This is a genomic window from Pseudomonas sp. 24 E 13 (genome assembly GCF_900004715.1).
In the GTDB taxonomy this organism is placed as follows: domain Bacteria; phylum Pseudomonadota; class Gammaproteobacteria; order Pseudomonadales; family Pseudomonadaceae; genus Aquipseudomonas; species Aquipseudomonas orientalis_A.
Window position 1 is genome coordinate 1 of record NZ_CVTO01000154.1, and the last position, 12,579, is coordinate 12,579.

The following is a 12,579-nucleotide window of genomic DNA, read 5'->3' on the forward strand; positions in this document are numbered from 1 at the left end:
CACGGTTTCACCGTGATCAAGATCGCCGTGCCGGATGGCGAGAAAACCCTGTCGGCCATCGACAGCCTGGCCGCCAACGGCGCCAAGGGCTTTGTGATCTGCCCGCCGGATGTGTCCCTCGGCCCGGCCATCGTCGCCAAGGCCAAGGTCAACGGCCTCAAAGTGATGGCCGTGGACGACCGCTTCGTCGACGCCAAGGGCAACTTCATGGAAGACGTGCCGTACCTGGGCATGGCCGCGTTTGAAGTGGGCCAGAAACAGGGCGCCGCCATGGCCGCCGAAGCGAAAAAACGCGGCTGGGACTGGAAGGACACCTACGCGGTAATCAACACCTTCAACGAACTCGACACCGGCAAGAAACGCACCGACGGCTCGATCAAATCTCTGGAAGAAGCCGGCATTCCCAAGGACCATATCCTCACCGCCGCGCTTAAAACCCTCGACGTGCCCGGCAGCATGGACGCCACTAATTCGGCCCTGGTCAAGCTGCCCAGCGGCGCGAAAAACCTGATCATCGGCGGCATGAACGACAACACCGTGCTCGGTGGCGTACGTGCCACTGAAAGCGCCGGCTTCAAGGCCGCCAACGTGATCGGCATCGGCATCAATGGCACCGACGCCATCGGCGAATTGAAGAAAGCCGACAGCGGCTTCTTCGGCTCGATGCTGCCAAGCCCGCATATCGAGGGCTACAACACCGCTCTGATGATGTACGAGTGGGTCACCAAAGGCACTGAACCGCCGAAGTACACCGCGATGGACGAAGTGACCCTGATCACCCGTGCCAATTTCCAGGAAGAACTGACCAAGATCGGGCTGTGGAAATGACCGCTGCGGCCCTGCGTTTTGACGGTATCGGCAAAACCTTCCCTGGGGTCAAGGCGCTCGATGGCATCAGCTTCACCGCGCACCCGGGGCAAGTGCACGCCCTCATGGGCGAGAACGGTGCGGGTAAATCGACGCTGCTGAAGATCCTCGGCGGCGCCTATATTCCCAGCAGCGGCACGGTGCAGATCGGCGAGCGGGTCATGGCCTTCAAGAACGCCGCCGACAGCATTGCCAGCGGCGTGGCGGTGATCCATCAGGAGCTGCACCTGGTGCCGGAAATGACCGTGGCCGAAAACCTGTTCCTCGGGCATCTACCGTCGCGTTTTGGCGTGGTCAACCGCGGTGTGCTGCGCCAGCAGGCGCTGGCGTGCCTCAAGGGCCTGGCCGATGAAATCGATCCCCAGGAAAAGCTCGGGCGCCTGTCCCTGGGCCAGCGCCAATTGGTGGAAATCGCCAAGGCGCTGTCCCGTGGCGCCCATGTGATTGCCTTCGATGAGCCGACCAGCAGCCTGTCGGCGCGTGAGATTGATCGCTTGATGGCGATCATCACGCGCCTGCGCGATGAGGGCAAAGTGGTGCTCTATGTCTCCCACCGCATGGAAGAAGTGTTCCGTATCTGCAATGCGGTCACGGTGTTCAAGGACGGGCGCTTCGTGCGCACCTTCGAGGACATGAGCGCGCTGAGCCACGATCAGTTGGTGACCTGCATGGTCGGCCGCGATATCCAGGACATCTACGACTATCGCCCGCGCGAGCACGGCGAAGTGGCGCTCAAGGTCGACGGCCTGCTCGGTCCCGGCCTGCGCGCGCCGATCAGTTTCAACGTGCGCAAAGGCGAAATCCTAGGCCTGTTCGGCTTGGTGGGAGCAGGGCGCACGGAACTGTTCCGCCTGCTCAGCGGCCTGGAGCGTGCCAGTGCCGGCAGCCTGGAGTTGTGCGGTGAGCCGCTGCAATTGCGTTCACCGCGCGATGCCATCGCGGCCGGCGTACTGCTGTGCCCGGAAGACCGCAAGAAAGAGGGCATCATTCCGCTGTCCAGCGTTGCTGAAAACATCAACATCAGTGCCCGGGGCGCGCATTCGGCGTTCGGCTGGCTGCTGCGCGATGGCTGGGAAAAGGGCAACGCCGACGGGCAAATCAAGGCGATGAAGGTCAAGACGCCCAGCGCCGAACAGAAAATCATGTACCTGTCCGGCGGCAACCAACAGAAGGCCATTCTCGGCCGCTGGCTGTCGATGCCGATGAAGGTGCTGCTGCTGGATGAGCCCACGCGCGGTATCGACATCGGCGCCAAGTCCGAGATCTACCAGATCATCCACAACCTCGCGGCCCAGGGTATCGCGGTGATCGTAGTGTCCAGCGACCTGATGGAAGTCATGGGCATTTCCGACCGCATCCTGGTGATGAGCGAAGGCGCCCTCACGGGCGAGCTCCCTCGCGACCAGGCGGATGAAGCACGACTGTTGCAATTGGCACTTCCGCGTACGCGGGCTTGAAGAACAAGAGGGCGCAGGTATGTCTCAGGTAAAAACGGCAAAAGGCTTCTGGCCAGGGTTCAATCAACGCAAGTTTCTCGACGACTGGGTGATGTTGTTGGCTGCCTTGGGCATCTTCGTGCTCAGTGCGCTGTTCATCGACAACTTCCTTTCGCCGCTGAACATGCGCGGGCTGGGCCTGGCGATTTCCACGGTGGGCATCGCCGCATGCACCATGCTGTTCTGCCTGGCGTCGGGGCACTTCGATTTGTCGGTGGGCTCGGTGATCGCCTGCGCCGGCGTGGTGGCGGGCATCGTGATCCGCGACACCGACAGCGTGATGCTCGGCGTGTCGGCGGCCCTGGCCATGGGCCTGGTGGTGGGGCTGATCAACGGCATCGTCATCGCCAAGCTGCGCATCAACGCGCTGATCGCGACCTTGGCGACCATGCAGATCGTGCGCGGCCTGGCCTACATCTTCTCCAACGGCAAGGCGGTGGGGGTGATGGATGAAGGCTTCTTCGTGTTCGGCAACGGCCAACTGATGGGCGTGCCGGTGCCGATCATCATTACCGTGTTGTGCTTTGTGTTCTTTGGCTGGCTGCTCAACTACACCACCTATGGGCGCAACACCATGGCCATCGGCGGTAACCAGGAAGCGGCGCTGCTGGCGGGGGTCAACGTTGATCGCACCAAGATCATCATCTTTGCCGTACACGGCCTGATCGGCGCACTGGCCGGGGTGATCCTGGCCTCGCGCATGACCTCCGGCCAGCCGATGATCGGCCAGGGCTTCGAGCTGACCGTGATATCGGCGTGCGTGCTGGGCGGGGTGTCGTTAAGCGGTGGTATCGGCATGATCCGCCATGTGATTGCCGGGGTGTTGATTCTGGCGATCATCGAGAACGCGATGAACCTGAAGAACATCGACACGTTTTACCAGTACGTGATTCGCGGTTCGATCCTGTTGCTGGCCGTCATCATCGACCGCATGAAGCAACGCTGATCCCAAGCCATATAAGGATCAACATGTGGGAGGGGGCTTGCCCCCGATGGCGGTCTATCAGTGGACAGATGTGCAAGCGGACCCACCGCTATCGGGGGCAAGCCCCCTCCCACATTGGATCTCCTGTGTTCAGGAGGGCGGTATTTGCCATAATGCCCCCGCTTTTTTATCTATAGGCCCGATATGCAGGAAAACGCTCACTCCCCCGTCAAAGACACCGCCCCCACCGGCACCCAGACCCTGCTGCGTGGCCTGGGCGTGGTGCAGGCGGTGGCGGCCGGTGCGCGGGATCTGAAAGAGATCGCCCGCCGTATCGGTACCACCCGCAGCACCACCCACCGCCTTGCCAGTTGCCTGGTGGAGGAGCGTTACCTGCGGGTGGTTCCGCAAGTTGGTTACCTGCTGGGCCCCAAGTTGATCGAACTGGGGTTCCAGGCGCGCGAAGAACTGCCGCTGGTGAACCTGGCCGTACCCTACCTGGACGAGTTGTCGGCCCTCACCGGCGACACCATCCACCTGGCGATTCGCGAATACGACGAGGTGCTCTACCTGCACAAGAACCCCGGCCGCAACGGTCCGGAAATGCGCTCGCGGGTGGGCCATCGCATGCCGCTGGCGCGCACCGGCATCGGCAAGGCGTTGATGCTCGATGACAGCGTGGAGGAATGGCAGCGCCTGTACGACGTCAGCCTGCCGGCGGGGGGCAAGAACCTGCAATGGCCGCAGCACCCCGAGCAGTCCTGGGCGCAGTTCGAGCAGCGCATGCATGAATACGTGGTGGGCGGCTATGCGTTCGATCTGGAAGACAACGAACCGTCGATCCGTTGCGTCGCGGCACCGGTGCGCGATGCCAGCCGGCGAATCGTCGCCGGCATCAGCATCGCCAGTACCGTGCCCTACATGCCGCTGGAGAAAATGGCCGAGCTGATCCCTGTGATCAAACAGGTCGCGGCCCGGCTCTCGGCGCAACTGGGCGCGAAGGCCTGATCAGGCCTTCAGGGTCGCCATGTCGATGACGAAGCGATACTTCACATCGCCGGCGATCATCCGTGTGTAAGCCTCGTTGATCTGGCGGATGTCGAGCATCTCGATGTCGCAGGTAATCCCGTGCTCGGCGCAGAAATCCAGGACTTCCTGGGTTTCGGCAATGCCGCCGATCAACGAGCCGGCCAGCACTTTACGGCCCAATACCAGTTTGGCGGCATTGACGGGCGGGTCCACCGGCTCGATCAGGCCGACCAGGATATGCACGCCGTCAAAGCGCAGCACGTCGAGGTAGGGGTTGAGGTCATGCTGCACCGGGATGGTGTCGAGCAGGAAGTCGAAATGCCCGGCGGCGGCTTTCATCTGTTCGGCATCGGTGGACACGATCACATGGTCGGCACCCTGGCGACGGCCTTCTTCGGCCTTGCTCGCCGAGCGCGTGAACAGCGTCACTTCGGCGCCCATGGCCTTGGCGAACTTGATACCCATATGGCCCAGGCCGCCCATGCCGAGAATCCCGACCTTGTCACCGGCCTTCACGCCATAGTGCTTGAGCGGCGAGTAGGTGGTGATGCCCGCGCAGAGAATCGGCGCAGCGCTGGCCAGGTCGAGCTTGGCCGGGATCTTCACCACGAAGTGTTCGCTGACCACGATGCTGTCGGAGTAACCGCCCATGGTGTTGCTGCCGTCCACGCGGTCCGGGGTGGCGTAGGTCATGGTCGGGCCTTCGAGGCAGTATTGCTCCAGATCCGATTTGCACGCGTCGCAGTGGCGGCACGAATCGACCATGCAGCCCACGCCCACCAGGTCGCCGACTTTATGGGAGGTGACGCTGGCGCCGACGGCAGTGACCTTGCCGACGATTTCGTGGCCGGGCATCAGCGGGTACACCGCGATGCCCCATTCGTTGCGCGCCTGGTGGATATCGGAGTGGCACACGCCGCAGTAAAGAATCTCGATGGCCACGTCATCGGCGCGCGGGCTGCGGCGTTCAAACGACATGGGGGCGAGGGGAGTGGTGGCCGACTGGGCGGCGTAACCGATCGCTGTGTACATGAGGAAACCTCGCAAATGCATTGAAAAGTGAGGCGGGCCATTTTCCTCACTGACCCTGTGGACGGCCATGGCGATTGCTCCGAGTCTCATGCCTATTCGTCCGGCAGTGCCCCTTGTTTGGATGCATGTGGCGCCAGACCTGCGATGATGTTCTTATCCCTTTTTCGCGAAGTTTTTTGCCATGCTGTTGACCCGCCATCTCGACGCTAACGCCACCCTGGTTTCCTTGATCGAGGGGCTTGCCTCCCGCGACGGCTTTTCGCCGACTCACTTGCCTGGCGTAAAGGTGTTGCGTGCCAGTTGCGACGTGGCGCGTGGGCCGCAGATCTACGAGCCGAGCCTGATGTTCGTGGCCCAGGGCAGCAAGGTCGCCTATCTGGGCCCGCGTACGCTGGAGTACGGCGCCGGGCACTACCTGATCCAGGCCATGCCGGTGCCGTTCGAGTGCGAGACCTTTGCCATGGCCCCCGGGGCGCCTTTGCTCGGCGTGACGGTGGGCATTGATCGCGTGGTGCTGGGGGAATTGGTCATGGCGATGGGCATGCAAGCCGGACCACCGCCGGCGGCGCAGACCCTGGAGTCGATGAGTTCGGTGGTGCTCGATGACGCCATGCGCGGGTGCGTCGAACGACTGTTGCAGTGCCTGCACGATCCGCTGGAGAGCCGGATCATGGGGCCGGCGCGGGTGCGTGAATTATTGTTCACCGCGTTGCGTGGGCCACAGGCCGATGTGTTACGTGCATTGGTGGAACAGCAAGGGCAGTTTTCGCGGATTGCCACGTCCCTGAGCCACCTGCATGCCCATTACGCCGAACCGCTGAATATCGAGACGCTGGCCGGTTATGCGCACATGAGTGCGTCCACCTTCCACGAACACTTCAAGCGCTGCACTTTGTTATCGCCGGTGCAGTATCTCAAGCGCCTGCGGCTATTGAAGGCCCAGCAACTGCTGCTGGTGGAGGGGGTGAGCGTGGCGCAGGCGGCGCATGGCGTGGGGTATCAGAGTACGTCGCAGTTCAGTCGCGAGTATAAACGCTACTTCCTGCGTAACCCCGGCGAAGAACGGGCCGCTTGAGCGTCACTGACACAATCAGGTTAAAAATGTGGGAGGGGGCTTGCCCCCGATAGCGGTGGTTCAGCCACAGACAGGCTGACTGACACACTGCCATCGGGGGGCAAGCCCCCTCCCACATTTGATTTACATATTCGGGTAAGTCGGCCCGCCCGCACCTTCCGGGGTCACCCAAGTGATGTTCTGCGAAGGGTCCTTGATGTCACAGGTCTTGCAGTGCACGCAGTTCTGGGCGTTGATCTGGAAGCGCTTTTCGCCGTCTTCTTTAGTCACCACCTCATACACGCCGGCCGGGCAGTAACGCTGCGCCGGTTCATCGTAGAGCGGCAGGTTGGTGCCGATCGGGATACTCGGGTCTTTGAGCTTGAGGTGGCACGGCTGTTCTTCTTCGTGGTTGGTGCCGGAGATGAACACCGAGCTCAGTTTGTCGAAGCTCAGCTTGCCGTCGGGTTTGGGGTAGTCGATCTTCTGGCTGTCCTTGGCCAGCTTGAGGCAGGCGTAGTCCGGCTTGGTGTCGTGCAGGGTGAAAGGAATTTTGCCGCCAAAAATGTTCTGGTCGAGCCAGTTGAAGCCGCCGCCGACGATGGCGCCGAATTTGTGCACCGCCGGGCCGAAATTGCGGCTGGCGAACAGTTCTTCGTACAACCAACTGGCTTTGAAACCGTCGACATACGCGGTCAGTTCGTCACCGCCTTCGGACTCGGCAAACAGGCGGTCGGCTACCGCGTCGGCGGCGAGCATGCCGGACTTCATCGCGGTGTGGCTGCCCTTGATCTTGGCGAAGTTCAGGGTGCCGAGGTCGCAACCGATCAGCGCGCCACCCTTGAAGACCATCTTGGGCAGCGAGTTCAGGCCGCCTTTGCAGATCGCGCGGGCGCCATAGCTGACGCGCTTGCCGCCTTCCAGGTATTGGGCCAGCACCGGGTGATGCTTGAGGCGCTGGAACTCATCGAACGGCGACAGGAAGGTGTTGCTGTAAGACAGATCCACGATCAGGCCGACCACCACCTGGTTGTTTTCCAGGTGATACAGGAACGAGCCACCGGTGTTCTCGTTGCCCATGATGTCCAGCGGCCAGCCGGCGGTGTGCACTACCAGGCCGGGCTGATGTTTGGCCGGATCGATTTCCCAGATTTCCTTGAGGCCGATGCCGTAGTGCTGGGCATCGGCGTCGCTGTCCAGGTTGAAGCGCTGGATCAGTTGCTTGCCGATATGCCCACGGCAGCCTTCGGCGAACAGGGTGTACTTGCCGCGCAGCTCCATGCCCGGGGTATACAGGCCTTCTTTGGGCTTGCCTTCGCGGTCCACGCCCAGGTCACCGGTGATGATGCCGCGCACCACGCCGTTTTCATCGAACAGCGCTTCCTGGGCGGCGAAGCCTGGGTAGATTTCCACGCCCAGGTTCTCGGCCTGCTGGGCCAGCCAGCGGCACAGATTGCCCAGGGAAATAATATAGTTGCCTTCGTTGTGCATGGTCTTGGGCACAAAGAAGTCGGGAACCCGGGTGGAGGTATCGCTGCTGCGCAGTACATAGATGTCGTCACGCACCACCGGCGTGTTGAGCGGGGCGCCGAGTGCTTTCCAGTCCGGGAACAGTTCGTTCAGGGCGCGTGGTTCGAACACGGCACCGGAGAGGATGTGTGCGCCCACTTCGGAGCCTTTCTCGACCACGCAGACGCTGATTTCCTTACCGGCTTCGGCGGCCTTCTGCTTCAGTCGGCAGGCGGCGGACAGGCCCGCCGGGCCGGCGCCGACGATGACCACGTCGAATTCCATGTATTCGCGTTCCACAGGCTATCTCCTACTCAAGGCTCAACAGGCTTTTTTTCTAATGGGTGGAGGTTCGGTAGTGTCATGCGGCAACGGCACGACTCACCTTTCTCTCTAGGTGGCGCATTATATCTACACCACTGGCAGCGTCCAATACAAACGTTTGTTTGAATTGCCCGCAGGCTAGGTAAATCAAAGCAACGCGGCTTATGACTGACCATTTTGCCGTATTGACCAGAATAGGCGTTCCGGTCAATATACGGTCGGTTTTGCGCTGACCGTAGGCAGACTGCAGGTTTTCAAGAGCACGTCCAAAAGCAAGACAGGTGACGCGTGCCCGGACACTGGCGCGCAGTTTACATGCTGCGATAAAGAATGACCTCTCAGTCACCCCTGACGAACGGTCATCACTTCCCGTGAGCAAGGTCATCCGCCGAGGTTTTTGGAGGTGCCCTTGTGTGCCGATGAGCATCAACCGCCAGGTTCGCCTAGGCGACTTTCTTTTCACCGGAGAGTAACGAGGAATCCATGAAGGTTCTTGTAGCTGTCAAACGCGTTGTCGATTACAACGTGAAAGTTCGCGTCAAGGCGGACAATTCCGGCGTCGACCTTGCTAACGTCAAGATGTCGATGAACCCATTCTGTGAAATCGCCGTGGAAGAAGCCGTACGCCTGAAAGAGAAAGGCGTAGCGACCGAGATCGTCGTGGTTTCCATCGGCCCCACCACTGCCCAGGAGCAATTGCGTACCGCCCTGGCACTGGGCGCCGACCGCGCCATCCTGGTCGAGTCCGCCGAAGAGCTGACCTCCCTGGCCGTGGCCAAGCTGCTCAAGGCCGTTGTCGACAAGGAACAGCCGCAACTGGTGATCCTTGGCAAACAAGCCATCGACAGTGACAACAACCAGACCGGCCAGATGCTGGCTGCACTGACCGGTTATGGCCAGGGCACCTTCGCGTCCAAAGTGGAAGTGAGCGGCGACAGCGTTGCGGTCACCCGTGAGATCGACGGCGGCGCGCAGACGGTTTCCCTGAAGCTGCCGGCCATCGTCACCACCGACCTGCGTTTGAACGAGCCGCGTTATGCGTCCCTGCCAAACATCATGAAAGCCAAGAAGAAGCCGCTTGAAGTGCTGACTCCGGACGCTTTGGGCGTTTCCACCGCCTCCACCAACAAGACCGTCAAAGTCGAAGCGCCGGCTGCACGCAGCGCGGGCATCAAGGTCAAGTCGGTGGCTGAACTGGTTGAGAAACTGAAAAACGAAGCGAAGGTGATCTGAACATGACTATCCTCGTAATCGCCGAACACGATAACAAGGTGCTGGCCCCGGCCACCCTGAACACCGTGGCCGCTGCCGCTAAAATCGGTGGCGACATCCACGTACTGGTAGCCGGTCAGGGCGCTGGCCCGGTGGCTGAAGCCGCCGCGAAAATCGCTGGTGTGAGCAAAGTGCTCAACGCCGACAACGCTGCTTACGCGCACCAGCTGCCGGAAAACGTTGCGCCGCTGGTTGCAGAGCTGGGCGCCGGCTACAGCCACATCCTGGCTGCCGCCACTTCCAACGGCAAAAACATCCTCCCACGCGTTGCCGCGCAGTTGGACGTTGACCAGATCTCCGAGATCATCTCGGTCGAAAGCGCCGACACCTTCAAGCGCCCGATCTATGCCGGTAACGCCATCGCCACCGTGCAGTCCAACGCTGCGGTCAAGGTCATCACCGTGCGCGCCACCGGCTTCGACCCGGTGGCCGCTGAAGGCGGTTCGGCTACCGTTGAAGCCGTCGCTGCTGCCCATGACGCTGGCACTTCCAGCTTTGTCGGCGAAGAGCTGGCCAAGTCGGATCGCCCGGAACTGACCGCTGCCAAAATCGTCGTTTCCGGCGGGCGTGGCATGCAGAACGGTGATAACTTCAAGCACCTGTACGCCCTGGCCGACAAGCTGGGCGCAGCGGTCGGCGCGTCCCGCGCAGCCGTTGACGCAGGCTTCGTACCCAACGACATGCAGGTCGGCCAGACCGGCAAGATCGTTGCGCCGCAGCTGTATATCGCGGTCGGTATCTCCGGCGCGATCCAGCATCTGGCCGGTATGAAAGACTCCAAGGTGATCGTTGCGATCAACAAGGACGAAGAAGCACCGATCTTCCAGGTGGCCGATTATGGCCTGGTGGCGGACTTGTTCGAAGCCGTTCCCGAGTTGGAGAAGCTGGTCTAATCCAGTCGCTTCACTTATAAAGAGCCCGGTCTTGTGACCGGGCTTTTTTTTTGACGTGTAGGAGCACCTCGCCATGCAACTGCGTTCCTTGATCCTGCTGCTAAGTCTTACGCTGCTGCCGACCTTGTCGCTGGCGGCCGGCAAGTGCGAGCGCCTGGTCATCACCGGCAGCCCGGATGCACCGCCGTTGCTGTGGCGCGACCCGCAGGACCCGACTCACCTGATCGGCGCCACCGCCGATGTGCTGCAACAAGTAGCCACGGACCTGGGCCTGAAAATCGACCTGCTTTACGGCGGCAAGCGCTCCCTGGCCCTGGAGGAAGTGCGCAGCGGGCGCATGGATATCCTCGCCGATGCGCCGTTGAACCTCGGCGAGCTGGAAAACCTCGACTACATCCACCCGGCGTTGATGCAGATCGATTATCTGGTGTGGACTCGCAAGGACTCGCCCCTGGTCTACACCACCGCTGCCGACTTGCACGGCCATAAGGGCGCCGCCTCGGAGCGCGCTCGTCTGAGTGCCGGGTTTGATGCCCTTGCCGGCGAGCAGTTGACCTTGCAGCGTCTGCCCAGCCTGACGCCAGCCTTCCAGAAGCTGTTGCTGGGGGAGGTGGACTATGTGCTCGCCAGCCGCTATTCCGGCATGGCCATGGCCCAGACCCTGGGCATGAACAATGACCTGGTCGCGCGCGAAGTGCCGATCGACCAGCCCGGCCTGTACCTGGCCATCTCCCACAATTCGGCCTGCAATGATCCGTGGCTGCGCGGACAGCTGGCTAAAAAGATGACAGAATTGCCCGCGTCCGGTACCGCGGAAGCCGCGTTGCAGCGCAATCTCGAGCGCTGGAAGGCGCAATTGCAACAACCCGTCGGTACCCCAACAAAGTAGGGATTTTCAGTGACTCTTCGACCTCTTTTCGCGGCCCTGGCCGTTGTCGCCCTGGCGGGATGTGCCACCGATCCTGCGCCGACTGAACAAATGCGCCTGACCCAGCAAGCCCTGGAGCAAGCCAACGCAGTGGGCGCCAATACCGATGAATCGCCCGAGCTGAAACTGGCTGAAGAAAAATTTGCCAGAGCCCAGGGCAACATGGCCGACCAGTCCTACAAACACGCACGCATGCGCGCCGAACAGGCTGAACTGGATGCGCGTCTGGCCGAGGCCAAAGTGCTGACCGGCAAGAGCCAGGAACAATTGAACGTGGTCAACACGCGCATCGCGCGCCTGCGCAAGCAGTTGCAGTTGGGAGAAGCCCAATGATCCGCGGTGTGAGTGTGGCGTTACTGCTGAGCAGCGCGGTGCTGGGCGGCTGTGCCAGCCAGCCCAGTAGCGAGCAGGCGTTGCAACAGGCCGGCAATGACTTTCAGTCGGTCAAGGAAGACGCCAATGTATTGCGCTTCGCGCCCAAGGATGTAATCCGCGCCGGGGAGTCCCTGGCGCGTGCCGATCGCCTCTCCAGCTACTGGGGCAGCGGCGCTGACGTGCTGCACTACGCCTACCTGAGCCAACGCTACAGTGCCATCGCCCGGGAACACACCGAGCAGGGGCTGAACGCCGAGCGCCTTGCTAAACTCGAGCTGGAACGCCAGCGCCTGCAATTGGCCTTGCGTGAAAGCAAGTTGGCCAGCGTGCAGCAGCAGGGCAAGTGGGTCGAACAGCAAATCGCCAGCCTGACCACTCAGACCGAGCGTGGCCTAGTGATGACCCTGGGCGATGTCTTGTTCGATACTGGCGAAGCCGAGTTGCAGAATTCGGCCAACCGTACGGTGTTGAAGGTCGTGCAGTTCCTGCAACTGAACCCCAGGCGCAAGGTGCGCATCGAGGGCTACACCGATGATACCGGGGGCGAACGCGACAACCTGAATCTATCCCGTGACCGTGCCCAGTCGGTGGCAGATGTGCTGGTTGACCTGGGCATCGACGAAAAACGCATTCAGGTCGAGGGGTATGGCGACAAGTACCCGGTGGAGGCCAACGCCTCCGAGCGTGGCCGTGCGCAGAACCGTCGGGTGGAAATTGTGTTCTCCGACGAAAAAGGCCAACTGGGCGCCGCTCGCTAAGAACCAGGCCCGGATCAAAATGTGGGAGGGGGCTTGCCCCCGATAACCATAGGTATCTACACAACTCAGCAGCGCCCAACCGTAACCACGATGCGAAGCGAGCCGCTCTTGATCTTG

At 61.5% G+C, this 12,579-nt stretch carries 12 protein-coding genes; 10 read left to right on the forward strand and 2 right to left on the reverse strand.

Annotated features, from left to right (window positions below; translation table 11 throughout):
* From BFP90_RS23820 to BFP90_RS23835, 4 genes are all read left to right on the forward strand, one after another.
* A partial coding sequence (locus BFP90_RS23820) for a substrate-binding domain-containing protein (protein WP_065898123.1) occupies nucleotides 1-828 on the forward strand: 828 nt, incomplete at its 5' end.
* The gene (gene araG / locus BFP90_RS23825) at nucleotides 825-2,324 is read left to right on the forward strand and encodes an L-arabinose ABC transporter ATP-binding protein AraG (protein WP_065898124.1); all 1,500 of its coding nucleotides are present in this window, start codon (nucleotides 825-827) and stop codon (nucleotides 2,322-2,324) included. The genes BFP90_RS23820 and araG, both read left to right, overlap by 4 nt.
* A 19-nt stretch (nucleotides 2,325-2,343) precedes the next feature.
* Nucleotides 2,344-3,309 carry an L-arabinose ABC transporter permease AraH gene (gene araH / locus BFP90_RS23830; protein ID WP_065887792.1) on the forward strand — a complete coding sequence of 322 codons (966 nt, stop codon included), beginning with the start codon at nucleotides 2,344-2,346 and terminating at the stop codon, nucleotides 3,307-3,309.
* A gap of 183 nt (nucleotides 3,310-3,492) precedes the next feature.
* On the forward strand, nucleotides 3,493-4,296 hold the full coding sequence (locus tag BFP90_RS23835; protein ID WP_065895466.1) for an IclR family transcriptional regulator: 804 nt from the start codon (nucleotides 3,493-3,495) through the stop codon (nucleotides 4,294-4,296).
* Here the strand turns inward: BFP90_RS23835 and BFP90_RS23840 are convergent, their stop codons facing one another.
* A complete protein-coding gene (locus BFP90_RS23840; protein WP_065887924.1) occupies nucleotides 4,297-5,349 on the reverse strand; it encodes an NAD(P)-dependent alcohol dehydrogenase in 1,053 nt (350 codons plus the stop codon). It abuts the gene before it with no gap.
* A gap of 181 nt (nucleotides 5,350-5,530) precedes the next feature.
* On the opposite strand from BFP90_RS23840, the gene BFP90_RS23845 reads away from it, so the two are divergent.
* The gene (locus tag BFP90_RS23845; RefSeq protein WP_065898125.1) at nucleotides 5,531-6,424 is read left to right on the forward strand and encodes an AraC family transcriptional regulator; all 894 of its coding nucleotides are present in this window, start codon (nucleotides 5,531-5,533) and stop codon (nucleotides 6,422-6,424) included.
* A 123-nt stretch (nucleotides 6,425-6,547) separates the two neighbouring features.
* On the opposite strand, the gene BFP90_RS23850 is transcribed toward BFP90_RS23845, so the two are convergent.
* On the reverse strand, nucleotides 6,548-8,212 hold the full coding sequence (locus tag BFP90_RS23850; RefSeq protein ID WP_065895465.1) for an electron transfer flavoprotein-ubiquinone oxidoreductase: 1,665 nt from the start codon (nucleotides 8,210-8,212) through the stop codon (nucleotides 6,548-6,550).
* 507 nt (nucleotides 8,213-8,719) lie between these two features.
* On the opposite strand from BFP90_RS23850, the gene BFP90_RS23855 reads away from it, so the two are divergent.
* The 5 genes from BFP90_RS23855 (at nucleotide 8,720) to BFP90_RS23875 (ending at nucleotide 12,462) form a co-directional block, all read left to right on the forward strand.
* Nucleotides 8,720-9,469, forward strand: a complete 750-nt coding sequence (locus BFP90_RS23855) for an electron transfer flavoprotein subunit beta/FixA family protein (protein WP_024076934.1) — start codon at nucleotides 8,720-8,722, stop codon at nucleotides 9,467-9,469.
* Nucleotides 9,470-9,471: 2 nt separating this feature from the next.
* Nucleotides 9,472-10,401: an electron transfer flavoprotein subunit alpha/FixB family protein gene (locus BFP90_RS23860; protein ID WP_065898126.1), complete on the forward strand. Its 930-nt coding sequence runs from the start codon at nucleotides 9,472-9,474 to the stop codon at nucleotides 10,399-10,401.
* A 73-nt stretch (nucleotides 10,402-10,474) separates the two neighbouring features.
* A complete protein-coding gene (locus BFP90_RS23865) occupies nucleotides 10,475-11,290 on the forward strand; it encodes a substrate-binding periplasmic protein (protein WP_065898127.1) in 816 nt (271 codons plus the stop codon).
* Nucleotides 11,291-11,299: 9 nt separating this feature from the next.
* Nucleotides 11,300-11,662, forward strand: coding sequence for a DUF4398 domain-containing protein (locus tag BFP90_RS23870; RefSeq protein WP_083203322.1), 363 nt, complete (start codon nucleotides 11,300-11,302; stop codon nucleotides 11,660-11,662).
* Complete coding sequence (locus tag BFP90_RS23875; RefSeq protein WP_065898128.1) at nucleotides 11,659-12,462, forward strand: OmpA family protein; 804 nt, start codon at nucleotides 11,659-11,661, stop codon at nucleotides 12,460-12,462. The genes BFP90_RS23870 and BFP90_RS23875 overlap by 4 nt, the downstream gene beginning before the upstream one ends.
* Nucleotides 12,463-12,579: the final 117 nt, after the last annotated feature.

Coding starts and splice junctions, on each gene's coding strand:
- araG (WP_065898124.1), top strand. CDS start 825: ATGACCGCTGCGGCCCTGCGTTTTGACGGTATCGGCAAAACCTTCCCT.
- araH (WP_065887792.1), top strand. CDS start 2,344: ATGTCTCAGGTAAAAACGGCAAAAGGCTTCTGGCCAGGGTTCAATCAA.
- BFP90_RS23835 (WP_065895466.1), top strand. CDS start 3,493: ATGCAGGAAAACGCTCACTCCCCCGTCAAAGACACCGCCCCCACCGGC.
- BFP90_RS23840 (WP_065887924.1), bottom strand. CDS start 5,349: ATGTACACAGCGATCGGTTACGCCGCCCAGTCGGCCACCACTCCCCTC.
- BFP90_RS23845 (WP_065898125.1), top strand. CDS start 5,531: ATGCTGTTGACCCGCCATCTCGACGCTAACGCCACCCTGGTTTCCTTG.
- BFP90_RS23855 (WP_024076934.1), top strand. CDS start 8,720: ATGAAGGTTCTTGTAGCTGTCAAACGCGTTGTCGATTACAACGTGAAA.
- BFP90_RS23860 (WP_065898126.1), top strand. CDS start 9,472: ATGACTATCCTCGTAATCGCCGAACACGATAACAAGGTGCTGGCCCCG.
- BFP90_RS23865 (WP_065898127.1), top strand. CDS start 10,475: ATGCAACTGCGTTCCTTGATCCTGCTGCTAAGTCTTACGCTGCTGCCG.
- BFP90_RS23875 (WP_065898128.1), top strand. CDS start 11,659: ATGATCCGCGGTGTGAGTGTGGCGTTACTGCTGAGCAGCGCGGTGCTG.